The organism is Burkholderia stagnalis, from assembly GCF_039848545.1.
In the GTDB taxonomy this organism is placed as follows: domain Bacteria; phylum Pseudomonadota; class Gammaproteobacteria; order Burkholderiales; family Burkholderiaceae; genus Burkholderia; species Burkholderia stagnalis.
Map to the genome: position 1 here is coordinate 2,458,333 of NZ_CP156686.1, position 20,766 is coordinate 2,479,098.

The following is a 20,766-nucleotide window of genomic DNA, read 5'->3' on the forward strand; positions in this document are numbered from 1 at the left end:
AGATACCGCTGCAGCCCATATCCCGCAAGGCCGTCCGTAAAGCTGAATTTACGTACACATCCGTGACGTGTACTTTCCGGCAACCCGTGCCGTATGCTCGCCAGACTGCTTCCCAGTGCCTGGGAAGTCACTTCACAGGCCATTGAGATGATGATTCAAAGGCTGTCGATCCGTGCCGCCGCGGGCAAGCTGAAAGTCATCGCAGTGTGGCGATGCCTCGCGCATGGCGGCGCCAGGGTGTGCCGCTGGAGCATGGAGGTCGAACGCGGGACGGGCGTGGAATCAATGACGGTCGACGTGATCGGATCCCGTTCGCTGAGCAAAGCCGACATCGTCGCTTCACTCGGCGAAGCGCCCCTGTGCGTGACGATCACGCCGATCCACCTGGAAGTCGTGTCCAATCCCGGGGCCGCATATGGCCGCCGGGAAAACGATCCACGCGAAGCCGTTCGCCGGCATCCGGCGCTGAAGGTGGTCGGCACCATCGCAGACCCCATTGCGTTTCCCAAACGACATTGATCACCCGCGACGCGAGAGGAGCGATCGCGACACGACGTCGCCTTGTCTGACGCCACATAAGGCAGGACAACTGCCCATTCCGTGTTTCAGGAGACAACCATGCTGAGCCCGCATGAATTTTCGGTGCTCATGTTGATCAAGTCGTCGCCCGACCAGATCGACATGAACCGCGAAGAACTGGATACGTTGCTCGAGCAGCAACTCGTCGTGCTCGAACGACATGCGTCCGGCGCGCACCGCCCCAGTGTGACGCATGACGGTGAATTGCTGCTGCGGGCCGTCACGCGAACACATTGACGGACGACCGGGCGATCACATGTCACGGAGCAACTGATGAAAACGATGTATTACCGGATCTACGTTGCTCAGGAACTGGAGCTGATCGACGCGATGCTCTCGCAGCTCGAGCATGTCGTTCGAGGCAAGCATACCGGCCGCAGGAAAGCCGCCGCCATGTTGAGCTACTGGCGCGTACGCATCGGCGCCATTGCCGGCGTTCCGCAAGACCTGCAGCCGCGGGTCAACGCACTGCTGGCACGGCTCGATGCAATCGACGCGGCGAGCCGCCAGCTCCGTTCCGGACACGCCTCCCGGCCAGCCGCCGACGCGGCCGCAAGCATGAAGGTCAACGTGCCGGACGACTCCGGAGAATTCACGGCGATGGGGCGCCAGTCTTCGACACACGGGACCTGAGCACCTGCATACGGAGCAGACGATGATGCGCACCTACGAACATCACGGGTTCACGCTCGAAGTGTCAGTCGAGTCGGATTTCACCTTTCGTCCCGTCGATCGAACGGCGATGCACGCGGGCTACGTCGCGGTGGTACGCGTGCTTCAGGCCGGGCACGTCGTCGCGACCTTCTCGCCGCTGCGCTATGGCGACGTGGTCGGCCGGCCTTTCAACACTGAAGTCGACGCGCTGACGGGCGGACACGATGCCGCGAGCAAGATCGTCGACGAACTGTTCAGCCAATCGCAATGGCCGGATCCGGGCCGCAGCGTCCCCGTCGGATGTCAGCGCGATGACGTGGCGACCGAACTGCCGCCACCGCGCGCTCAGTTGTAGCCGAGAATCGCAACCGTCGCGACGTCCGGCCGGTCGCTCGTGCTGCCGACGAGCGACACCATCGGCTCCTGCAACACGGCCTGATACGACGACACGCGGGCGTCGTCCGCCGCGCCTGCGTTGTCCTGCATCGGCTCCACGAAATCGTCCATCGCGACGAAAAAACCAGCCTGCATCTGCGAAAAAGTCATCTCCGTTCCTTTGCTTGTCATTGATGTTCAAACCACCTGCTTCAACTTCACCGCCCGCGCCGCCTCGCCATCGTGCGCGCCATCCGCCTTCGCGAGATGCGCACGGGTGCGCCGCGTGATGTGGATCACCCCGAGCACGACCGGCGCGATCAGCAGCCCTTCCGCCAGCTCCGGATCGACCGGCAGGCTCAGCACGTGCAGCGCCTTGAACGCGGCAGCCGCGAGCGACAGCACGTAATACGAGATCGCCGCGACGGACAGGCCTTCGACCGCGTGCTGCAGATGCAGCTGGTTGCGCGCGGTGCGCTCCATGCCGGCCAGCAGCCGCGTGACGTCCTTTTCCTGCGCGAGATTGACGCGCGTGCGCAGCAGGTCCACCGCACGCGCGATGCGCGCGGCGATCTGCTCGTGGCGCGCCCACACGCTTCGGCACGTCTCCATCGCCGGCGCGAAGCGCCGTTCCATGAATTCCGCGATCGTCGGCATCCCTTCGATGCGCTCCTCGCGCAGCTCCTGGATGCGCGCGAGCACGAGCTTCTCGTACGCGCGCGATGCGCTGAAACGCCCGCCCGATCCCGACAGCGATTCGACGCGCACCGCCAGGTGCGTGAGCTTGACCAGCAGCGCCGCGTCGTCGCCGTGCGCGCCGCCCGCGTCCATGCTCTGCATCAGCGCCTGCAGCGACGCGTGGATCTCGTCGAGCTCGCGGCTCATCCGCCGCGCGACCGGCAGCGCGAGCAGCGCCATCATCCGGTAGGTTTCGATTTCATAGAGACGCTGCAGCAGGCGGCCGCCCTGCTCTTCGCGGAAATCCTCGTCGACGACGAGAAAGCGCATGAAGCCGTCGGGCCGCACGTGCCAGTCGCAGAACACCTGGCCGCCGCCGAGCACGTTGCTGCCGACGAGAATCGGCCCGTCGATCCAGCGCCGCATGTCCGCGCAGACGAGCCGCGCGGCGTCGCCGGACAGCAGCTCCATGCGCACCGCGACGAAGCGGATGCCGTTCAGGCGTGCGAACCAGTCGGCCGGAATGCCTTCGATCGCGAGATCGTCGAAATAGCCCGTGTCGCGGCGCGGCGCGACGAACGTGAAGGTCGAGAATTCGGTGTGACGCTCCCACTTCAGGTGCCAGCCGCTCGGCGACTGCACCGCGTAGTGCGTCGCGCCGTCATGCGGCGCGGCAATGCCGGCGTCGCGGCACAGCGCGTGCAGCAGCGTTTCGTGGATCGCCGCTTCGCCATCCGAATAGATCGCGTAGTGAGTGAGCGACACGGCTTCGGCCAGCCGCAGGAACGGCCGCGCATGCAGTTCGGCGGCCAGTGCGGCGCGCAACGGATGGTCCATCATCGAGACACCATGCTTTCCTTGTTCAACCCCGCCGGCCCGGCACGCGCGCCTCCGTCGCCGGGAACAGCCCGACGAACCGGCGGCGGCAGCGGTTTCGCCTGCCCGATCGCACTATGGCAGACACATAACGACAATAAAAACGCATAATGCTGATCGTTACGTTCAGTTTTCCTGATACCGATGAAGATGCTCGATCACGACGTGCTGGCCACCGTCGTCGCGGTGGCCGAGACCGGCAACATGACCCGCGCCGCCGAAGCCGTGAACCGCTCGCAATCCGCCGTCAGCATGCAGATCAAGAGCCTCGAGGACGCGCTGGGGCGGCCGCTGTTCGTGCGCCGCCCGCGCAGCATCGTGCTGACGCGCGAGGGCGAGGTGCTGCTGGGTTTCGCGCGGCGCATGCTCGCGCTGCGCGACGAGGCGTGGGCCGCCGTGGTGCGGCCGGAGGTCACGGGCAAGGTGGTGATCGGCGTGCCGGACGACTACGCGTCGTCGCTTCTTCCTTCAGTGCTTAAGAAATTCTCGGCGTCGTATCCGAAGGTCGAGATCCAGGTGATCGGCCTGCCGAGCAGCGCGCTCGCGCCGCTGATCAAGGACGGCACCGTCGACCTCGTGTGCGGCACGCGCGTGAAGGGGCTGTCGGGCGACTTCGTGCGCCACGAGCCGATGGCATGGGCGGCGATGACGAACGGGCCGCGTGTGTGGGAGGAGCGGCCGCTGCCGATCGCGGTGTTCATGCCGGGCAGCGTCGCGCGCGAGAACGCGATCCGCAGCCTCGAACGCGCGAAGCTGCCGTACCGCACCTCGTACGAAAGCCCGAGCCTGCTCGGCCTGCTCAGCATGGTGGAAGCGGGGCTCGCGGTCGCGCCGCTCGCGCGCTGCGCGATTCCGCCGCAGCTGTCGGTGCTCGGGCGCTCGCACGGGCTGCCCGACATGCCGCCGCTCGAGCTGATCCTCGCGCGCAGCACCAAGTCGAAGCGGCCGCCGTGCGACTTCCTCGCGGAGCAGATCATGGACGATCTGCAGCGGCAGACGGGGCAGACGGCGGAGGCTTGACAGGCAGCACGCCTCGTTCGGATGGAACCGATGCGCGCTTCGATCAGTCGGGTCGATCCGTCGCATCTTCTATCGGCACCCAGATCTCAAGCACCCCGGTACCCGCAACGGGATCGAAATCCTCGCTGTAGCGTTCGAACTCGGGCGCGTCCGCCGCCTTGAATCCCGAATTCGGCAGCCATCCGTTCCAGATGCTGTACACGGTCTGATGAATCGTGGAGATATGCCCGCGATGTTCAAAGACCGCGTACCGTCGCGGTTCGATTTCGACGCAACGAAACGAGGCCGGCAACCGGTCGCGACGCGTCACCGCGACGCCCGCGACATATTCAAAGCTGCCATCCGCATCCGGGTTGCAGCACACGCCGTAAGTCACATCGTCGACCTGATCGGGCAGGCTGCCGATGTATGGGATGAAGGTTTGCCAGAGCGCCGGAATCCCTTCATTGGTTGCAAAAGTAAACCGGTCGCTCATGCCCGCGATCAACCGCTTTTCGGAGACTTCGAAGCGCGGCGGCGCAAGCGCCACGATTTTCATTTCTTTCATGCGTAACGGCTCCACGAGAGACAGGCCATCGAGACTGCGCCGCGCGCGCACCTCATCGGGCGTTACGCCGAAAAGATCGCGGAAGGCACGGGTAAATGCTTCATGAGAACCATATCCGGCATCGAGCGCCACGCGAAAGATATCCGGCGCGCCCTGCGCCAGCGTCCGCGCCGCGCGCGTCAGCCGCCTGGACCGGACGTAGCGCATGACCGGCCAACCGGTATTCATCGAAAAGAGGCGCGAAAAGCCGAAGCGCGACATGCCGCAATCGGCGGAAATCCGGTCGAGCGTCAGTTCGTCGCCCAGTTCGTTTTCGATAAACCACAACGCTTTTCCAACTGGATTCATGGCGTGCCCGAGAAGATGTCGGAGGGACTATACGACACCGACGGCGGGGCCATTTGATCGTTCTTGCAGCGCGGTGACCGCGGCTGAGCGACCGATACGCCACACCGCCCCTACAATGTCGCGGGCGGCACCGCAGCACGGGGCCACCGCCATGAGCCTGATCCAAAAACGAACAACGAATCCCCTTTCCGAGGACCTCATGCCGAACCCGTTGCAATGCACGCTGTTCGCCCTGGCGGCGGGCGCACTCGCCGTCTCCGCCGCCCACGCCAAACCTCTCTGCACCCTCGTCGCCGATGCCGCCACCGGCCAGGTCCTCGTCGAGCAAGGCGACTGCGCCACCCGCGTGACGTCCGCGTCGACGTTCAAGGTGGCAATCAGCCTGATGGGCTACGACGCGGGGTTCCTGAAGGACGAGCACACGCCGACGCTCGACTATCGCGACGGCTATCCCGACTGGGGCGGCGCCGCATGGCGCGAGCCGACCGACCCGGCCCGCTGGATGCGGCTCTCGATCTTCTGGTATTCGCAGCAGGTCGCGCAGGCGCTCGGCCAGGCGCGCTTCCAGCAGTACACGACCGCGTTCGGCTACGGCAACGCCGACGTCACGAGCCAGCAGGGCGAACTGAACGGCGTGACGGGCGCGTGGGCCAACGGGTCGCTGCGGATCTCGCCGCGCGAACAGGTCGCGTTCATGAGCAGGCTCGTCAACCGGACGCTGCCGGTCAGCGCGCATGCGTACGACATGACGGCGCGCCTCACGCGCATCGACGCGCAGCCGGGCGGCTGGACCGTGCACGGCAAGACGGGCACCGGCTCGCCCGGCGTGCAATACGACGCGGCGCACGCGTACGGCTGGTTCGTCGGCTGGGCGACGAAGGGGCCGCGCACGCTGGTGTTCGCGAACCTGATCCAGGACGAGACGCCGCTGCGCCCGAACGCCGGCATGCGCTCGCGCGACGCGTTCCTCGATGCGCTGCCCGCGCTCGCCGATGCCGCGCAGCCGCGATGAGCGCCGGCCCGCGCAATGTCAGCCTGCCGACCGCATCCGGATATTCGCGAACGGCGCGCCGTCGTCATCCTCCGCGCGCCGCGAGATCTCCTCGAAACCGAGCCGTTCATAGAATGCGCGGGCGGCGCGGTTGTCCGCGTACACCTCCAGTTCGAGCACGCCCTTGAGCGCCAGCGCATGCGCGACCAGCGCGCGGCCGATGCCGCGGCCCTGCATCGCCGGGGCCACGAACAGGCCGCCGATCGATCCGTCGAGCAGGCCGATGAAACCGGCCGGCTCGTCACCCAGGCAGGCGACCCAGGTTTCCGCGCCGGGCAGATAGACGTCCTCGACGAGCGCGCGCTGCCGTCGCAAGCGCGCCTCGCCGAGAAACGGATGCGCGAGCATCGACGCGTCGAACCAGATGGCCGACAGGGTGTGCAGGTCGGTATGCCGGTAAGCGCGAATCAGCATGCCCATGTTGTCGCGTGGGGTGGGTGAGACGGTCGCCACGCTCAGCTCCAGTCCGACGCCGCCTCGTCCGGATCGACGAGCGTCAGCCCCGCCGCCGGCAGCGGCAGCGCCGTCTTGTAGCGCACCTGCTTCAGCGCGAAGCTCGAGCGGATGTTCGACACGCCCGGAATCGTCGTCAGCCGATCGATGATGAAGCGTTCGAGCGTGCGCATGTCGGGCATCACGACGCGCAGCAGGTAGTCGGCGTCGCCCGACATCAAATAGCACTCCATCACCTCGGGCCGCTGCGAGATCGCTTCCTCGAAACGCTGCAGCGCGTCCTCGACCTGCTTCTCGAGGCTCACCTGGATGAACACGTTGATGCGCAGGCCGAGCGGCTCGGGGTCGAGCAGCGTCACCTGCTGCCGGAACAGCCCGAGCTTCTCGAGCGCGCGCACGCGGTTGAAGCACGGCGTGGCCGACAGGTTCACCGCGCGCGCGAGCTCCGCGTTCGTGATCCGCGCGTTCTGCTGAAGCTGGTTCAGGATGCCGATGTCGATGCGGTCGAGCCGCCGGGGATTCGAGCTCATGGTGCAAATTTTCCGGAAACGTGGATACAGCCGGAATATTTACACTATCCCGGCGCAAATTCCCAATGAATTCAGACGCATATTTTGCGGACTGGCGCGTAGCATGACTCCGTGGATGCGCGCCCCTCCCGCGGCGCGCCGGAGACCTGCGATGACGGATTTATCGAGCGGTATCGACGCAACGAAGCGCGCCGGCAGCCTGCACGCCGACGCCGACCCCGAGGAAACCGGCGAGTGGCTCGACGCGCTCGATGCGGTCCTCGCGCACGTCGGCCGGGAGCGCGCGCAATACCTGCTCGACCGGCTCGCCGAGCACGCGCGGGCCAACGGGCTCGCGGCCGTGCGCACGCCCGTCACGCGCTACGTGAACACCATCCCGGTCGACGAACAGCCGCCCTATCCGGGCGACCTCGAACTCGAGGACCGGCTGTCCGCCGCGCTGCGCTGGAACGCGCTCGCGATGGTCGTACGCGCGAACCGCGCATACGGCGAGCTCGGCGGCCATATCGCGAGCTATGCGTCGGCGTCCGACCTGTTCGAGGTCGGCTTCAACCATTTCTTCCGCGCGGCCGCGCCGGCGGGCGGAGCAGGCGCGGGCGGCGACCTCGTCTACTTCCAGCCGCATTCGTCGCCGGGCGTCTATGCGCGCGCGTATCTCGAAGGCTTCCTGAGCGAAGACCACCTGAAGCACTACCGCCGCGAAATCGCCGGGCCCGGCCTGTGCTCGTATCCGCACCCGTGGCTGATGCCGGATTTCTGGCAGTTCCCGACCGGCTCGATGGGCATCGGCCCGATCAACGCGATCTACCAGGCGCGCTTCATGCGCTACCTGCAGCATCGCGGCCTCGCGAACACGGCCGGCCGCACGGTGTGGGGCTTCTTCGGCGACGGCGAGATGGACGAGCCCGAATCGCTCGGCGCGCTGTCGCTCGCCGCGCGCGAGGGGCTCGACAACCTGGTGTTCGTGATCAACTGCAACCTGCAGCGGCTCGACGGCCCGGTGCGCGGCAACGGCCGCGTGATCGACGAGCTCGAGGCGCTGTTCGCGGGCGCCGGCTGGAACGTGATCAAGGTGCTGTGGGGCTCCGACTGGGATCCGCTGTTCGCGCGCGATCACGCCGGCGCACTGGCCCGCGCGTTCGCGGATACGGTGGACGGCCAGTTCCAGACCTTCTCCGCGAACGACGGCGCGTACAACCGCGCGCGCTTCTTCAGCCGGGATCCGGCGCTCGAAGCGCTGGCCGCGCAGCTCACCGATGCCGAGATCGACCGCCTGCGCCGCGGCGGCCACGACGCGCGCAAGCTGCACGCCGCGTATGCGCGCGCGCTCGCGCACCGCGGCCAGCCGACGGTGATCCTCGCGAAAACGATGAAAGGCTACGGGATGGGCACGGCCGGCCAGGGCCGGATGACGACCCATCAGCAGAAGAAGCTCGACGTCGACGACCTGAAGGGCTTCCGCGACCGTTTCCGGCTGCCGCTGTCGGACAACGACGTCGAGCAGCTCACGTTTTACAAACCAGCGGAAGACAGCCCGGAGATGCGCTACCTGCATGCACGCCGGGCTGCCCTGGGAGGCTGTCTGCCCAGAAGGCGGAGAGCGGCGACGAAGGGGCTGACCGTCCCTTCGTTGCCGGCCTGGGGGGCGTTCGCGCTCGATGCGGCGGGCCGCGAGATGTCGACGACGATGGCGCTCGTGCGCATCCTCGCCGCGCTGCTGAAGGACAAGGCGATCGGCGAGCGGGTCGTGCCGATCGTCGCGGACGAGGCGCGCACGTTCGGCATGGCCAACCTGTTCCGGCAGGTCGGCATCTATTCGCCGCTCGGGCAGCGCTACGAGCCGGAAGACCTCGGCTCGATGCTGTACTACCGCGAGGACACGCGCGGCCAGATTCTCGAGGAAGGGATTTCGGAGGCCGGCGCGATCTCGTCGTGGATCGCGGCGGCGACGGCGTACAGCGTGCACGACCTGCCGATGCTGCCGTTCTACATCTACTACTCGATGTTCGGCTTCCAGCGCATCGGCGACCTGATCTGGGCCGCCGCCGACCAGCGTGCGCGCGGCTTTCTCGTCGGCGCGACGTCGGGCCGCACGACGCTCGGCGGCGAAGGGCTGCAGCACCAGGACGGCAGCAGCCATCTCGCCGCGTCGACGATCCCGAACTGCCGCGCGTACGATCCGGCGTTCGCGTACGAGGTCGCGACGATCGTCGACGCCGGCATGCGCGAGATGGTCGAGCAGCAGCGCGACGTGTTCTATTACGTGACGGTGACGAACGAGAACTATGCGCAGCCGTCCGCGCCCGCAGGCGATCCTCAGGCGTTGCGCGAAGGGATTCTGAAGGGCATCTATCCGCTGGCGCCGGACAGGCTGGCAAGCGCGCGCGTGCAGTTGCTCGGCGCGGGCGCGATTCTCGGCGAGGTGCTCGCCGCGCAGCGGATGCTGCAGGACGACTGGGGAATCGACGCGGCGGTGTGGAGCGTCACGAGCTTCTCCGAACTGCAACGCGACGGGATGGACGCCGAACGGCAATCGCGGCTCGGCGACGCGGACGTCACACCCTACGTGACGGAGGCACTCGCCGCGTCGCGCGGCCCGGTGATCGCCGCGACCGACTACGTGCGCGCGGTGCCCGAGCTGATCCGCGCGTACGTGCCGCGCCGCTACGTGACGCTCGGCACCGACGGCTTCGGGCGCAGCGACACGCGGCAGGCGCTGCGGTCGTTCTTCGAGGTGGATCGCGCGAGCATCGTGATCGCCGCGCTGAAGGCGCTTGCGGACGAGCGCGAGATCGACGCCGGCATCGTGCGCGCCGCGCGCGAACGCTATCTGCAGGCCGCGCCGCCGGGCGACGCGCCCTGGCAGCGTTGAGCATCGCGCTGCCGCGCTACAGCGGCAGCGCATGCGTCGACAGGATCTCCTTCAGCACCATGAAACTGCGCACCTGCCGCACGCCCGGCAGGTACAGCAGCTGCTCCGCGTGCAGCCGGTTGAAACTTTCGCTGTCGCGCGTGCGCACCAGCATGAAGTAGTCGAACTCGCCGGTCACCACATGGCATTCGACGCACCCTGACACCTTCTGCGCGGCCTTCTCGAACGCGGCGAACGCCTCCGGCGTCGAGCGGTCGAGCACGAAGCCGATCACGACCAGCATCCCCGCGCCGAGCGCCTTCGGCTCCAGCAGCGCGACGATCCGCCGAATCAGCCCCACCTCCTTGAGCCGCTCGACGCGCCGCAGGCACGCGGGCGCGCTCAGCTTCACCTTCGCGGCGAGCGCGACGTTCGAGATCGACGCGTCCTGCTGCAATTGCCGGAGGATGGCGCGATCGATGCGATCGAGCACCGGCGCGGCATCCGGCGCGGCCGCCGATGGCTTGCCTAATTTCATTGCATCTTTCTCCTTCATGACGAACGACAGTTGTCTTGCAGTCGATGATTTCGTCACAAACGTAGGCCTTGCAGATTTATTTCGCAAGCTCATTTCGTGCGTGCTTGCCTATCATTTTTTCATCGCGTCACGCATGCGGCGCCCTTTACGGAGACAGTCGATGAACCTGCAACGCTTCCCCCGCTATCCGCTGACCTTCGGCCCGACGCCGATCCAGCCGCTCAAGCGCCTGAGCGAGCATCTCGGCGGCAAGGTCGAGCTGTACGCGAAGCGCGAGGACTGCAACAGCGGCCTCGCGTTCGGCGGCAACAAGACCCGCAAGCTCGAGTACCTGATTCCCGACGCGCTCGCGCAGGGGGCCGACACGCTGGTGTCGATCGGCGGCATCCAGTCGAACCAGACGCGCCAGGTCGCGGCCGTCGCCGCGCATCTCGGCATGAAATGCGTGCTCGTGCAGGAAAACTGGGTCAATTACTACGACGCCGTGTACGACCGCGTCGGCAACATCGAGATGTCGCGCATCATGGGCGCCGACGTGCGGCTCGTGCCGGACGGCTTCGACATCGGCATCCGCCGCAGCTGGGAAGACGCGCTGGAAAGCGTGCGGCAGGCGGGCGGCAAGCCGTATCCGATTCCGGCCGGATGTTCCGAGCATCCGCTCGGCGGCCTCGGCTTCGTCGGCTTCGCCGAGGAAGTGCGCGCGCAGGAAGCCGAACTCGGCTTCAAGTTCGACTACGTCGTCGTGTGCTCGGTGACGGGCAGCACGCAGGCCGGCATGATCGTCGGCTTCGCGGCCGACGGGCGCGCCGATCGCGTGATCGGCATCGATGCATCCGCGAAACCCGAGCAAACCCGCGAGCAGATCACGCGAATCGCGCGGCATACGGCCGAACTCGTCGGGCTCGGGCGCGACATCGGCGCGCAGGACGTCGTGCTCGACACGCGCTACGGCGGCCCCGAGTATGGGCTGCCGAACGACGGCACGCTCGAGGCGATCCGGCTGTGCGCGCGGCTCGAAGGCGTGCTGACCGACCCCGTCTATGAAGGCAAGTCGATGCACGGGATGATCGACAAGGTGCGGCGCGGCGAATTCGAGCCCGGCTCGAAGGTGCTGTATGCGCATCTCGGCGGCGTGCCGGCGTTGAGCGCGTACAGCTTCATTTTCCGGGACGGCTGACGCGGTGCGCTGCGGCGCGCGCCAAGATGCGCGCCGCAGCGGCAATCACGCTTCGGGTTCCGATCAGCCAGCCGATACTGCCCGCCATGCCACCCGCCCCGCCCCCGCCTCGTCGAAGATCGCCGCGGCCGTCACGCCGCCCCTCGCGCATCCCCCCGGTATTTGAAATGCCCATTCGAACGAATTCGTACTCGTACTAACAGGCGAGCATTTCATTTAATACACGTCCCATTTAAATCACGCGTCCGGTTATCGACAATCGATGCAAGTCGAATCGATTGCGGCGCATCGCCTGTTTCCACGCCGGCATCGGACCAGATCTAAGCGTCACGACGCACGCAATCGACCGACGAAGCAGCGCCCCGCCTCGCGTCAACCCTTCCCGTGAAACGGAATTCGCGCCACGCCCGCCTTCATGCGGGCGCGGCAGGTTGCGCCTTGCGCGAGGCAGCGGACGCCACGTCCAACGAAACGGTAACGAAGGGTTATATGCACACGGCAAACGAACATGACCGGGCAGAGATGCGGTCGGCGGCACAAGGGCGGGGCGCGCGCAAGTCGGATGTCGCAGTGATCGCGCTCAGCGCGCTGGCGGCGGCGCCGGTTCTGCCCGAAGGCAACTCATTTCTCGCCCGCTCGGTGGCCATCGTCGCCTGCGCGACGATTTTCGCGCTGGTCCTGTTTCCGGCATTCGGCCTCTATCGCGCGCCGCGCGAACGGTCGGCGCAACGGATCGCGATCCGCGCCTGTATCGCATGGGCGCTCGCCCAGTCAGGCGCGGCGCTCGCAATGTGCGCGCTCTACGGCCCGTCGTTCGTGCCGGCCGCGTGGTATCTGCTGTGGTCCGTCGCCAGCGGCGCCTCGCTGGCCGCGTCGCGGCTCGTCGCCCATTCCGCGCTCGGGCGCGCGGCCGGCATCGACGAGCCGGCGCGCCAGTTCGCGCTGTTCGACGGCAAGCCGCATGACGAACCGCGTGCACAACGGAATGAATGCCGCCATCGCGACGCCACCGTATGACAGCATCTGCTGCTGGCGCCGGGCATCCCGGGCCGAAGGGCGTGCCGCCTGCCGGGGCGCGCCCTACTCCGCCGAATCAGGCAGGACCCCTTCGTCCGCATAGCGGATCAGGTCTGCGTCCCGGACGATGCCGAGCTTCCTCATCGCGCTCGACTTCTGCGAACTGATGGTCTGCTTGCTGCGATGCAGCTGTGCGGCGATTTCGCCGACCGTAAAGCCGGCGCTGAACAGCCGGACGACCTCGATCTCGCGCGTCGTGAGCGCGCGCGCGACCTCGACATCCTGCAGCAACTGCTTGATGAAGGGCGACAGGTAATTCGCCCCGACGAATGCCGCGTGCACGGCGCCGATCAGGTGCGAGATCGCGTCCGACTTGCTCAGGATGCAGCTCACGCCCTGCTTGTGGATCGCGCGCAGCACGCTCGGATTGTCGATCATCGTGATCGTCACGATATGCAGCGCGGGATAGCGGCGCTGGAGAAACGACAGCAGCACGAGACCGTCGCCGTACTTGCCGCCCGGCATCACATAGTCGAGCACGAGCACGTCGCTCTGCTGCGCATCGAGCGCCGCAACCAGATCCGTCGAGTTCGAAACGGTGCCGACCAGCTTGATCGTGCCGTTGCCTTGCAGCGCCTGCGACATGCCGAGCGCGGATGCCGGATGATCATCCGCCACCATCACGCGCACAAAGAATTCGTCCATGTTCCTGTTTCCCCGAGACTTTCTGTCACGCGTCCGGTATCCGTCTGGACGGCGTACAGGTTCGCGCCATTGTGTCGACGGCCGGCCGCATTCGGCACACCGGACAAAACGCGGCTAATTTTAAGATAAATCCGGCTTCGCCCGATATCCGAGCCGCACCGGACATCGAGTCGCCTCACGGCAGAATGCGAAAACGCGATGCGCGCCGAGTGCCCGGCACGGCAGCGTGTTATCGGCTGATCGGATCTCCGGACGGCTAGTGCGCATCGCCGGGCGCACGATCCATCCATTTCCTGATCGCGCGCCTGTTCCGATACGGCGGCATGAGCAGAAACTCGTTCATCATCGTCAGAAATTCCTTTCTGGATCTCTCCGACAACGTCGAGCAATCGAGCAGCAGTGCAACTATCGTCCCCGCGTGGCGCACGGCCTTTTTCTCCTTCGTTGATTTGAAACTTGCCGCGCGGCTTGCGGCGGCGGCACCCTGCCCTTGTTGTCTCGTACATACGTATCGGCGTCCCGCGTCGACGGCGTCATCATCCGCGACACACAACGTACGGCCAGCGTGCGCCCGTGATCGATCGAACCGGCCGTGCATCGTCGACGACGGGCGCCGGTGCGCTGCCGGCCTCTCGCCAGATCGATTGCGCATTCGCGACGCCATTGCGGAGCGAGGTTTCGCTCACCTGGATTTCGTTGAGCGTCTGTTCCAGGCCGTTCAGGCAATTTCGCCGCTCGCCCTTGACATATCCCGGGACGATCGAAACCGTCCCGAGACCGCAGGCGACCAGGGCCAGGACGATGACGACGATGCCGCCCCCGAGCATCGAAATGCTCCGGTCGCGGCGGAAGGATTGAAGCAGGCTCTGCGGCATGACGGACGGCAAGGATTGCGCACGGCGGAAACGTTGCCGCTTCGGCTCGCGGGGCCGCTGCGGAAATCACCGATGGTGGAAATCAATTTCCGACGATGCCAAACGCCCGGGCGCGCGTCCACTTCGTATGAACTATTTCGTACAGGTCAAATTTGTTCGAAATGATATTTAGAACTTGGACGAATTCCGGGGCGAAAAATTGCCGGGACAGGACGCGTTTCGGTCGGCGACTCGGTCGGCGACTCGGTCGCTCGGCGGAGGGAACTGGGGAAACGGAACGCGCATCCGGTCGCCCACGTGGAAACGAAACGGCGTGTTAGGCGCCGGCATGCGCGGGGCCGCGACGCATGCCGGCAAGCGACGAGCGGCTCGATTCTGCGCCTGCGGATCGAGCGTCGTGCACCGGAATCCCGCGCGGTTCGATTGCTCGAAATAGAACGATGCGGTGCCGCCGAGCGCGAGATCGCCGAGACAGGCCGTCCCCTGCGCACCCGGATCGTTCGACGGCTGGACGAAGCCCGCGCAGGTCGTCCGAGTCGCCGCGGACGGGTGCGCGAAGGCGGGCGCCTGCGTCCGGTCCTTGACATGGACCCACGCCATGTCGCCGCCGAACATCAATCAGGCGTCGGCCGGCGGTCGCGCCCGCCGGCCCGGGAGGCTTCAGTTGACCTGCAGCTGGCCGCCGCGGCCCAGGCCGCCCTTGACGTCCTGCGCCTTGTAGTTGCGCAGCGCGACGACCATCTTGTTGTACGCGTCGATGAACGCGACCACGGTCGCCTTGCCTTCCGGCGTGGTCGAGAAGCCAGCCAGGCCGCCGCCCACGCCGCCGCCGAAGCCGGCCAGCGCCGCACCGTAGTTGGTCGCCGTCGAGCTGCCTTCCGACGCGGCGATCTGCACGGCCGAGCGCACGTCGAACAGCGTCAGCGTGACGACCGACGCCTTCGTCTGCAGGTGGCCCGCCACCGCCGCGATCGCGCTGTTGCCGATCAGGCCGCCGACCATGCTGCCGATGCCGCCGATCGGCGAATCGTTGATGACGATCTGCGGTTCCATGTAGTAGTCGGCCGCGACGCGCTGGCCCTTCTGCTGCTTCGAGCCTGCACGGTATTCGCCGGAATTGCGCTGCATCTGCGTGATGCGCGTCAGGCGCGCGTCGGACTTCTGGTTGCCGATCGACGTGATCACGAAGCAGTTCGACTGCTGCACCGCGAGGCGCAGCAGCGGATCGATGGTGGTGATCTTGGTCGCGCTGCCGAACGGGCCCCACCAGTCGGCGTTACGGCCGTCGTCGACCGCGATCGTGCCGAGCGGCGACGGGCAACGCTGCAGCGTCGAATCCGCGCCCGCGCTCGCGCCGCCCGCGGCCGCGCCGGTCACGCCGGCGTTCTGGCCGCCCGGCGAAACGATGCCGCCGCATGCGGCAACGGAAGCGGCCAGTGCCGCGGTCAGTGCACATTGTGTGAGACGGTTGGTGAGGATGGTCTTCATGTCGTTATCGATATATTTGAGTCGATGTCCGGCTTATGCGTCCGTGCGAACCTCGATAAGCCCCCGGCAAGGCGCGCGATGGTGGTCTCCCCGCTGCCGCCCCGATGCTTGTGGTACCGGTCAATAGCCGTAGTACCAGGTCGTCTGCTGCCAGACGCCGTAATACGGATAGCCCGAATACCAGTAGCCGTAATAGACGTCACGCCAGTCACGCCATTGCGTGCGCCATTTGTAGTCTTCTTCGTCGGCCTTTTTGTCCGCTCGCGCCTGCTCGAGCAGTTTTTTCGACTCCTTGTCGCCGCGCGCTACCGCGATCGACAACCACTTCTCCGCCTCGCGCGCATCCGAGCCCATCTCCTCCAGCCCGAACAGATAGAACGCGCCCAGCGCCTTCTGCGCGCGCAGGTCGCCGCGCTCGGCGGCCTCGCGCATCCACTTGAGCGCCTGGTAGCTGTCCTGGCGCACGCCGTCGCCGCGGAAATAGCGCAGCCCGAGATCGTAGGCGGCCTTCGGCTGGGCCTTCGCGGCCTGCTTCAGCGCGGCGATGCGCGGGTCTTCCCGGTCCCCGTCATCGTCCTTCTTTTGGTAGGAGACCTGATCTTTCGGCCGATCAGAGCAACCTGTTTCGTCGCAGATGCGCACCACGTTGCTGGCTGACGGGTTCTGCGCACAAGCGGCCAGCAGCATCGACAGCAGCCCCGATGCGAGTAGACGGCGATACATTTTTACGGTCCTCAAGTTTTATTGGCGCCGCAATTCGAGCTATCGCGCCCCCGTGAGCGCTAAACCTGGTCGGCGCGGCGCCGCGGACAGACAGCAAAGTCCGACGGCGCCGACGCGCGGCCCAAGGCTCTCTCAGGTTCCCACTTTTTAATCGTTTGTCATCTTTTGTCGCCGCGCTTAAACATGACGCGACAAACAATAGTGACGTGGTGAGCAATAATAATGGAGAAAAATGGCATGTCAAGCCGATTCTTCTATTTAAAGTTTGCATAGCACGTCAACTTTGCTATGCTTCCACGCGAAAACCACCGGAGACCCCATCGAGATGCCCACCAGCGAGCAGGCCAATGCCGATCTCATCACCGCCACCAAGGTGCGCGACCTCCTGACCCGAAACGGCGTGCCGCCGCGCAGCCACAACACGACGATCGCGAATGTGCTCGGCCTCAGCTTCTCCGTCGTCACCCGCAAGATGAAAGGCCTGATCCCGTGGAACCTGTCTCAGCTCCACGACATCGCGACGCACTTCGGCGTGCCGCCCGCGATCCTGCTCGACGACAAGGGCGCGCACGCCGGCGCGGCCGCGCCCGAGATGCTCGACGCGACGCTCGTGATCGAATCGCGGCGCTTCCGCTGCCGCGCCGCGATCGCGACGAAGGCCAGCAGCCATGGCGAAACGGATTTCGTCGCGATGCAGTCGCAGGGCGAATGGCTCGTCATGGAGCGCCAGCACGCGCGCGACGGACGCACCTATCCGGTCGACCTGATCGAGCTGCGCTCCACCCCGCAGAACGCGTACGCGGCGCGCATCGCCGTGGTGGACGATTCGCCGGACGTGGCCGAGACGGTATGCGAATACTTCATCGAAAAAGGCGTGAACGCGATCCCGTACTACGATGGCGAATCGTTCCGCAAGGCGCTGGCGGTCGAGGATTTCGACGGCTACATCCTCGACTGGATGCTCGGCGACCAGACCTCCGCGGATCTCGTGCGCAGCATCCGTTCGAGCGAAAATGGCGATGCGCCGATCTTCCTGCTGACGGGCAAGATCTCCACCGGCGAGGCAAGCGAGGACGAAATCGCACGCGTGATGTCGCAGTTCAATGCGCGCTGCGAGGAAAAGCCGGTGCGGCTGCCGATCCTGTTCGCCGAGGTGGCGCGCGAGCTGAAGATTGCCCAACCGTTCAACGCGCACACGGGTTGAACGCCCGACACGCGACACCAAACGAGAAAACATCATGCGAATTCCGACGATCTGGTTGAGAAGCCTGCTGCTGGCCTGCCTGCTGGGCGCCGCCGCCGCCTCCTGGGCCGCGCCGTTCAAGTTCACCGTCGACGGCAACATCGGCAAGACGAACCAGCCCGGCAAGACCACCTACGTGTTCTCCGAGCGCGAACTGATGGCGCTGCCCCAGCACTCGATCACGACCTCGACGAGCTGGACGCCGAAGGCGACCTTCACCGGCCCGCGGCTCTCCGACGTGCTGAAGGCCGTCGGCGCGAAGGGCACGCAGATCGAGTTTCACTGCATCGACGATTACACGTTCTCGATTCCGGTGTCCGATGCGGACAAGTACGGCGTGATCCTCGCGCGCACGATGAACGGCAAGGTGCTCGACAACGACAAGTACGGCCCGCTGTGGATCATGTATCCGCGCGACCAGTACGCGGACGAGCTGAAGACGCCGCTTGGCGAAGCGAAGTTCGCATGGCAGATCATCGGCCTGACCGTGAAATGACGGCGAGGCGGTGGAGAAAACGGAAAGTCATCGTCGTCCTCGGCTCCCTGTGGATCCTGGGCTTCACCGCATGGGCCTTCCTGCTGTATGACCTGCTCGCCACGTCGGTCAACGAGGGCGTGCTCGAAGGGCCGCGCGAAGGGGTGTTCTGGACGGCCTCGCAGTTCCGCAACGCGTACAGCCGGCTCGACCGGCAGCTGATCCTCTACGCGACGCACGAGGACGACGACTTCGATCGCGTCGAGATGCAGCTCAACGCGCTGTCGGCCTCGTTCGGCTTCCTGCAGCGGCCGTCCGAGGTGTCGGAGTACTGGCTGCGCATCCCGAAGGCGCGCGACGACATCGCGGTGCTCGCCGATTTCATGGCCCTGCTGAAACGCGACGTGCCGCCGCTGCGCCACGCACGCGGCGACGCGCCGCGCGTGCTGGCGGAGATCGCCGCGTACTGGCAGCGGGTCAACGATCTCGCGAACTACTTCCGCGCGCTCGAGATGGCGCAGCGCGATTTCACGTTCCACCAGCTGAGGGAGAAGCAGCAGGCGATCCTGATCCTCGGCGGCATACTCGGCGTGATGCTGTGCGCACTGTTCATGCTGCTGTTCTACACGGTGCGCACGCGGGACGACCTGCTCGAGCGGCAACATGCGGCGCTCGAGGCCGAGAAGAAGGCATCGGACCGCGCGTTCGAGATGGTCGAGGCGAAGAACGCGTTCCTCGGCATGGTCAGCCACGAGCTGCGCACGCCGCTGCAGGCGATCTGCGGGTCGATCGAGATCCTGCTCGCGCGGCCGCAGTCGGAGCCGAACCTGAAGACGATCCGGCGGCTGCAAAATTCCGCATCGTCGCTCGAAGCGCTGGTGCGGGAGCTCACCGACTACATCAAGCTGCGCGCCACCACGCGCCGCGCGAACCCGGAAGTCGTCAGCCTCGCGCCGCTGCTCGCCGACGTGCTCGAACCGCTGCGCGAGAAGATCGCCGGCAAGCGGATCGCGGTGTCGCAGCGCGTCGAGCCGCCCGGCCTCGCGATCCGCTCGGATCGCAAGCTGCTGCAGCAGGTGCTGTCGAACCTGGTCGAGAACTCGGTCAAGTACACGAACGGCGGCTCGATCGCCGTGGCCGCGACCCTGGTCGACACGGCCGACGGCCCGCAGCTCGAGATCGCCGTGCGCGACACCGGCGCGGGCATCGCGAAGCCGCATCTGCGGAAGATCTTCGAGCCGTTCTACCGCGCGAACGACGCGGCGGGCCTGCACGTGGACGGCATCGGCATGGGCCTCGCCGTGGTGCGCGAGATCGTGACGACGCTGCGCGGGCACGTCGACGTGCGCAGCGTGGTCGGGGAAGGCAGCGAATTCGTCGTGACGCTGCCAGTCGACGTGCCGGACACCGGCGAGCCGTCGGGCGACGCGCCCGCGTGGCCGCACGCCGAGACGCTGCGCGACCGGCGCGCGCTGGTGGTCGACGACAACGACAATGCGCGCGAGACGCTCGGCTCGATGCTGGCCGCGCTGGGGATCTCCGCGGACCTGTGCGGCACCGGCCGCGAAGGCATCGCGCGGTTCGCCGAGCGCCGCTACGACATCGTGCTGCTCGACCTCGAGCTGCCCGACCTGAGCGGGCTGGATGTCGCGAAGCGGCTGCGCGCGGCGTCGCCGGGAAACGGGCTCCGGCGCACGGCGATCCTTGGCGTCAGCGCATACGAATCGGCCGCGCTCGACGCGAACCGCACGGGGTTCGACGCGTTCCTGCCGAAGCCCGTGCATTTGCGCGAGCTCGGCGCGCTCATGGAGCGGCTGCTCGGGTAGCGGGCGCGAACGACGTCGCAAGAATCGGAGCGCCGGCCGGCCTCGGGCGGATCAGCATGAAGCCCGATCCGTCATTCGAAGGACACCGCCATGAGCGCCCCGCATCGCGTCAGCGAACCGAACATCCTCTGTTTCGGCACGCCCGTCGTGCCGATCAGCACCGTCAATTTCGCGCCGATGTCGTCCGCGTTCTGGCTCGGCTGGCGCTGTGTGCTCGGCCTCGCGGCCAGCTCCCAGATCACGCTGAGCCTGATCCGCAATGTGTGCGGCGGGGGCGCTGGCGGGCTGCGGCTCGCGATGGCGGCCGGCTCTATCGGCTCATCCGGCTCGCCGCGCCCGATCGGCTAAGATACAGGCCGCCCTGCCTCTTATCGAACCGACGGAGTGTTTTCAGTGATTCAACCGACCGCAGTATTCAAGGACAACCTCGCGCAACTGCCGGCCATCGACGGCATCGCGCGCATCGATCTCGTCGGTGCAAACGGCGACGTGGCCGCCAGCATCGAGAACCAACCGGGCAAGCAGGGCTCGCTCGCGGTGTACAACTATCTGAAGCAGGCGTTCGGCACGCTCGATGCGAAGGCCGCCGAGCATGGGCTCGCCGTGTTCGCCGAACATACGGCCGACGCGCGCAACCGTCCGGGCGCACATCCGAACGTCGATCGGCTGCTCGCGATCGTCGCCGGTGGCGAAGCGCTGCGGATCGACGTCGTCGCGAAGGGCTGAGCGACTGGCGG

The 20,766-nt window shown here is 66.4% G+C and carries 24 protein-coding genes and 1 pseudogene; 14 read left to right on the plus strand and 11 right to left on the minus strand.

Annotation, left to right across the window (positions count from 1 at the left end; all coding sequences use genetic code 11):
* Nucleotides 1–93: 93 nt before the first annotated feature.
* The 4 genes from ABFO07_RS27680 to ABFO07_RS27695 all read left to right on the plus strand — a co-directional run bounded on the left by ABFO07_RS27680 (nt 94) and on the right by ABFO07_RS27695 (nt 1,588).
* Complete coding sequence (locus ABFO07_RS27680; RefSeq protein ID WP_155636020.1) at nt 94–519, plus strand: hypothetical protein; 426 nt, start codon at nt 94–96, stop codon at nt 517–519.
* Nucleotides 520–618: 99 nt separating this feature from the next.
* Nucleotides 619–816: a hypothetical protein gene (locus ABFO07_RS27685; protein ID WP_060272380.1), complete on the plus strand. Its 198-nt coding sequence runs from the start codon at nt 619–621 to the stop codon at nt 814–816.
* A 36-nt stretch (nt 817–852) separates the two neighbouring features.
* A complete protein-coding gene (locus ABFO07_RS27690) occupies nt 853–1,212 on the plus strand; it encodes a hypothetical protein (protein ID WP_059890106.1) in 360 nt (119 codons plus the stop codon).
* Between the two features lie 22 nt (nt 1,213–1,234).
* Nucleotides 1,235–1,588 carry a hypothetical protein gene (locus tag ABFO07_RS27695; RefSeq protein ID WP_063894739.1) on the plus strand — a complete coding sequence of 118 codons (354 nt, stop codon included), beginning with the start codon at nt 1,235–1,237 and terminating at the stop codon, nt 1,586–1,588.
* Here the strand turns inward: ABFO07_RS27695 and ABFO07_RS27700 are convergent.
* Both ABFO07_RS27700 and ABFO07_RS27705 read right to left on the minus strand, forming a co-directional pair.
* Nucleotides 1,579–1,779 carry a hypothetical protein gene (locus ABFO07_RS27700; RefSeq protein ID WP_347468955.1) on the minus strand — a complete coding sequence of 67 codons (201 nt, stop codon included), beginning with the start codon at nt 1,777–1,779 and terminating at the stop codon, nt 1,579–1,581. The two genes, ABFO07_RS27695 and ABFO07_RS27700, sit on opposite strands and share 10 nt — an antisense overlap.
* Nucleotides 1,780–1,806: 27 nt before the next feature.
* Nucleotides 1,807–3,126 (minus strand): DUF3422 family protein, encoded by a 1,320-nt coding sequence (locus tag ABFO07_RS27705; RefSeq protein ID WP_059564203.1) that lies wholly within the window; start codon nt 3,124–3,126, stop codon nt 1,807–1,809.
* A gap of 180 nt (nt 3,127–3,306) precedes the next feature.
* Between ABFO07_RS27705 and ABFO07_RS27710 the strand changes: the two genes are divergently transcribed.
* On the plus strand, nt 3,307–4,182 hold the full coding sequence (locus tag ABFO07_RS27710; protein ID WP_059564204.1) for a LysR family transcriptional regulator: 876 nt from the start codon (nt 3,307–3,309) through the stop codon (nt 4,180–4,182).
* A gap of 43 nt (nt 4,183–4,225) precedes the next feature.
* Here ABFO07_RS27710 and ABFO07_RS27715 read toward each other — a convergent pair whose 3' ends face one another.
* Entirely contained in the window at nt 4,226–5,077 is an 852-nt protein-coding gene (locus ABFO07_RS27715) for an AraC family transcriptional regulator (protein ID WP_124491546.1), read from the minus strand.
* Between the two features lie 199 nt (nt 5,078–5,276).
* Here ABFO07_RS27715 and blaOXA point away from each other — a divergent pair, with 199 nt between their 5' ends.
* Complete coding sequence (gene blaOXA, locus ABFO07_RS27720; RefSeq protein WP_347468956.1) at nt 5,277–6,089, plus strand: OXA-1043 family class D beta-lactamase; 813 nt, start codon at nt 5,277–5,279, stop codon at nt 6,087–6,089.
* Nucleotides 6,090–6,107: 18 nt separating this feature from the next.
* On the opposite strand, the gene ABFO07_RS27725 is transcribed toward blaOXA, so the two are convergent.
* Nucleotides 6,108–6,548, minus strand: a complete 441-nt coding sequence (locus tag ABFO07_RS27725) for a GNAT family N-acetyltransferase (protein ID WP_060158647.1) — start codon at nt 6,546–6,548, stop codon at nt 6,108–6,110.
* Between the two features lie 35 nt (nt 6,549–6,583).
* Nucleotides 6,584–7,111, minus strand: a complete 528-nt coding sequence (locus tag ABFO07_RS27730; protein WP_059564207.1) for an Lrp/AsnC family transcriptional regulator — start codon at nt 7,109–7,111, stop codon at nt 6,584–6,586.
* Nucleotides 7,112–7,262: 151 nt separating this feature from the next.
* Here ABFO07_RS27730 and mdeB point away from each other — a divergent pair, with 151 nt between their 5' ends.
* On the plus strand, nt 7,263–9,983 hold the full coding sequence (gene mdeB, locus ABFO07_RS27735; protein ID WP_347468957.1) for an alpha-ketoglutarate dehydrogenase: 2,721 nt from the start codon (nt 7,263–7,265) through the stop codon (nt 9,981–9,983).
* 16 nt (nt 9,984–9,999) lie between these two features.
* On the opposite strand, the gene ABFO07_RS27740 is transcribed toward mdeB, so the two are convergent.
* Nucleotides 10,000–10,500 carry an Lrp/AsnC family transcriptional regulator gene (locus ABFO07_RS27740; RefSeq protein WP_347468958.1) on the minus strand — a complete coding sequence of 167 codons (501 nt, stop codon included), beginning with the start codon at nt 10,498–10,500 and terminating at the stop codon, nt 10,000–10,002.
* 160 nt (nt 10,501–10,660) lie between these two features.
* Between ABFO07_RS27740 and ABFO07_RS27745 the strand changes: the two genes are divergently transcribed.
* Nucleotides 10,661–11,677, plus strand: coding sequence for a 1-aminocyclopropane-1-carboxylate deaminase (locus tag ABFO07_RS27745; RefSeq protein ID WP_059883591.1), 1,017 nt, complete (start codon nt 10,661–10,663; stop codon nt 11,675–11,677).
* A gap of 384 nt (nt 11,678–12,061) precedes the next feature.
* Entirely contained in the window at nt 12,062–12,694 is a 633-nt protein-coding gene (locus ABFO07_RS27750; RefSeq protein ID WP_347468960.1) for a hypothetical protein, read from the plus strand.
* A 63-nt stretch (nt 12,695–12,757) separates the two neighbouring features.
* Here the strand turns inward: ABFO07_RS27750 and ABFO07_RS27755 are convergent, their stop codons facing one another.
* The 5 genes and pseudogenes from ABFO07_RS27755 to ABFO07_RS27775 all read right to left on the minus strand — a co-directional run bounded on the left by ABFO07_RS27755 (nt 12,758) and on the right by ABFO07_RS27775 (nt 16,485).
* Nucleotides 12,758–13,399 (minus strand): response regulator, encoded by a 642-nt coding sequence (locus ABFO07_RS27755; RefSeq protein WP_059564212.1) that lies wholly within the window; start codon nt 13,397–13,399, stop codon nt 12,758–12,760.
* A 599-nt stretch (nt 13,400–13,998) separates the two neighbouring features.
* A pseudogene (locus ABFO07_RS27760) lies at nt 13,999–14,274 on the minus strand (hypothetical protein); the annotation flags it as partial.
* Nucleotides 14,275–14,442: 168 nt separating this feature from the next.
* On the minus strand, nt 14,443–14,889 hold the full coding sequence (locus ABFO07_RS27765) for a hypothetical protein (protein ID WP_347468963.1): 447 nt from the start codon (nt 14,887–14,889) through the stop codon (nt 14,443–14,445).
* 45 nt (nt 14,890–14,934) lie between these two features.
* Complete coding sequence (locus tag ABFO07_RS27770; protein WP_059564215.1) at nt 14,935–15,762, minus strand: hypothetical protein; 828 nt, start codon at nt 15,760–15,762, stop codon at nt 14,935–14,937.
* A 120-nt stretch (nt 15,763–15,882) separates the two neighbouring features.
* The gene (locus tag ABFO07_RS27775) at nt 15,883–16,485 is read right to left on the minus strand and encodes a tetratricopeptide repeat protein (RefSeq protein ID WP_059890081.1); all 603 of its coding nucleotides are present in this window, start codon (nt 16,483–16,485) and stop codon (nt 15,883–15,885) included.
* Nucleotides 16,486–16,810: 325 nt separating this feature from the next.
* Here ABFO07_RS27775 and ABFO07_RS27780 point away from each other — a divergent pair, with 325 nt between their 5' ends.
* The 5 genes from ABFO07_RS27780 to ABFO07_RS27800 all read left to right on the plus strand — a co-directional run bounded on the left by ABFO07_RS27780 (nt 16,811) and on the right by ABFO07_RS27800 (nt 20,755).
* Nucleotides 16,811–17,689 (plus strand): response regulator, encoded by an 879-nt coding sequence (locus tag ABFO07_RS27780; RefSeq protein ID WP_059890079.1) that lies wholly within the window; start codon nt 16,811–16,813, stop codon nt 17,687–17,689.
* 34 nt (nt 17,690–17,723) lie between these two features.
* On the plus strand, nt 17,724–18,224 hold the full coding sequence (locus tag ABFO07_RS27785) for a molybdopterin-dependent oxidoreductase (protein WP_059810647.1): 501 nt from the start codon (nt 17,724–17,726) through the stop codon (nt 18,222–18,224).
* Nucleotides 18,221–20,029, plus strand: coding sequence for a hybrid sensor histidine kinase/response regulator AtsR (atsR, locus tag ABFO07_RS27790; protein WP_060272411.1), 1,809 nt, complete (start codon nt 18,221–18,223; stop codon nt 20,027–20,029). The genes ABFO07_RS27785 and atsR overlap by 4 nt, the downstream gene beginning before the upstream one ends.
* 90 nt (nt 20,030–20,119) lie before the next feature.
* Nucleotides 20,120–20,377 carry a hypothetical protein gene (locus ABFO07_RS27795; protein WP_060014209.1) on the plus strand — a complete coding sequence of 86 codons (258 nt, stop codon included), beginning with the start codon at nt 20,120–20,122 and terminating at the stop codon, nt 20,375–20,377.
* A gap of 45 nt (nt 20,378–20,422) precedes the next feature.
* Nucleotides 20,423–20,755, plus strand: coding sequence for a DUF2322 family protein (locus tag ABFO07_RS27800; RefSeq protein WP_059564221.1), 333 nt, complete (start codon nt 20,423–20,425; stop codon nt 20,753–20,755).
* Nucleotides 20,756–20,766 lie beyond the last annotated feature (11 nt).

Bases quoted from the DNA above. Each gene is read 5' to 3' on its own strand.
- ABFO07_RS27680 (WP_155636020.1), top strand. From the start codon at position 94: ATGCTCGCCAGACTGCTTCCCAGTGCCTGGGAAGTCACTTCACAGGCC.
- ABFO07_RS27685 (WP_060272380.1), top strand. From the start codon at position 619: ATGCTGAGCCCGCATGAATTTTCGGTGCTCATGTTGATCAAGTCGTCG.
- ABFO07_RS27690 (WP_059890106.1), top strand. From the start codon at position 853: ATGAAAACGATGTATTACCGGATCTACGTTGCTCAGGAACTGGAGCTG.
- ABFO07_RS27695 (WP_063894739.1), top strand. From the start codon at position 1,235: ATGATGCGCACCTACGAACATCACGGGTTCACGCTCGAAGTGTCAGTC.
- ABFO07_RS27700 (WP_347468955.1), bottom strand. From the start codon at position 1,779: ATGACTTTTTCGCAGATGCAGGCTGGTTTTTTCGTCGCGATGGACGAT.
- ABFO07_RS27705 (WP_059564203.1), bottom strand. From the start codon at position 3,126: ATGATGGACCATCCGTTGCGCGCCGCACTGGCCGCCGAACTGCATGCG.
- ABFO07_RS27710 (WP_059564204.1), top strand. From the start codon at position 3,307: ATGAAGATGCTCGATCACGACGTGCTGGCCACCGTCGTCGCGGTGGCC.
- ABFO07_RS27715 (WP_124491546.1), bottom strand. From the start codon at position 5,077: ATGAATCCAGTTGGAAAAGCGTTGTGGTTTATCGAAAACGAACTGGGC.
- blaOXA (WP_347468956.1), top strand. From the start codon at position 5,277: ATGCCGAACCCGTTGCAATGCACGCTGTTCGCCCTGGCGGCGGGCGCA.
- ABFO07_RS27725 (WP_060158647.1), bottom strand. From the start codon at position 6,548: ATGGGCATGCTGATTCGCGCTTACCGGCATACCGACCTGCACACCCTG.
- ABFO07_RS27730 (WP_059564207.1), bottom strand. From the start codon at position 7,111: ATGAGCTCGAATCCCCGGCGGCTCGACCGCATCGACATCGGCATCCTG.
- mdeB (WP_347468957.1), top strand. From the start codon at position 7,263: ATGACGGATTTATCGAGCGGTATCGACGCAACGAAGCGCGCCGGCAGC.
- ABFO07_RS27740 (WP_347468958.1), bottom strand. From the start codon at position 10,500: ATGAAATTAGGCAAGCCATCGGCGGCCGCGCCGGATGCCGCGCCGGTG.
- ABFO07_RS27745 (WP_059883591.1), top strand. From the start codon at position 10,661: ATGAACCTGCAACGCTTCCCCCGCTATCCGCTGACCTTCGGCCCGACG.
- ABFO07_RS27755 (WP_059564212.1), bottom strand. From the start codon at position 13,399: ATGGACGAATTCTTTGTGCGCGTGATGGTGGCGGATGATCATCCGGCA.
- ABFO07_RS27765 (WP_347468963.1), bottom strand. From the start codon at position 14,889: ATGTTCGGCGGCGACATGGCGTGGGTCCATGTCAAGGACCGGACGCAG.
- ABFO07_RS27770 (WP_059564215.1), bottom strand. From the start codon at position 15,762: ATGAAGACCATCCTCACCAACCGTCTCACACAATGTGCACTGACCGCG.
- ABFO07_RS27775 (WP_059890081.1), bottom strand. From the start codon at position 16,485: ATGTATCGCCGTCTACTCGCATCGGGGCTGCTGTCGATGCTGCTGGCC.
- ABFO07_RS27780 (WP_059890079.1), top strand. From the start codon at position 16,811: ATGCCCACCAGCGAGCAGGCCAATGCCGATCTCATCACCGCCACCAAG.
- ABFO07_RS27785 (WP_059810647.1), top strand. From the start codon at position 17,724: ATGCGAATTCCGACGATCTGGTTGAGAAGCCTGCTGCTGGCCTGCCTG.
- atsR (WP_060272411.1), top strand. From the start codon at position 18,221: ATGACGGCGAGGCGGTGGAGAAAACGGAAAGTCATCGTCGTCCTCGGC.
- ABFO07_RS27795 (WP_060014209.1), top strand. From the start codon at position 20,120: ATGAGCGCCCCGCATCGCGTCAGCGAACCGAACATCCTCTGTTTCGGC.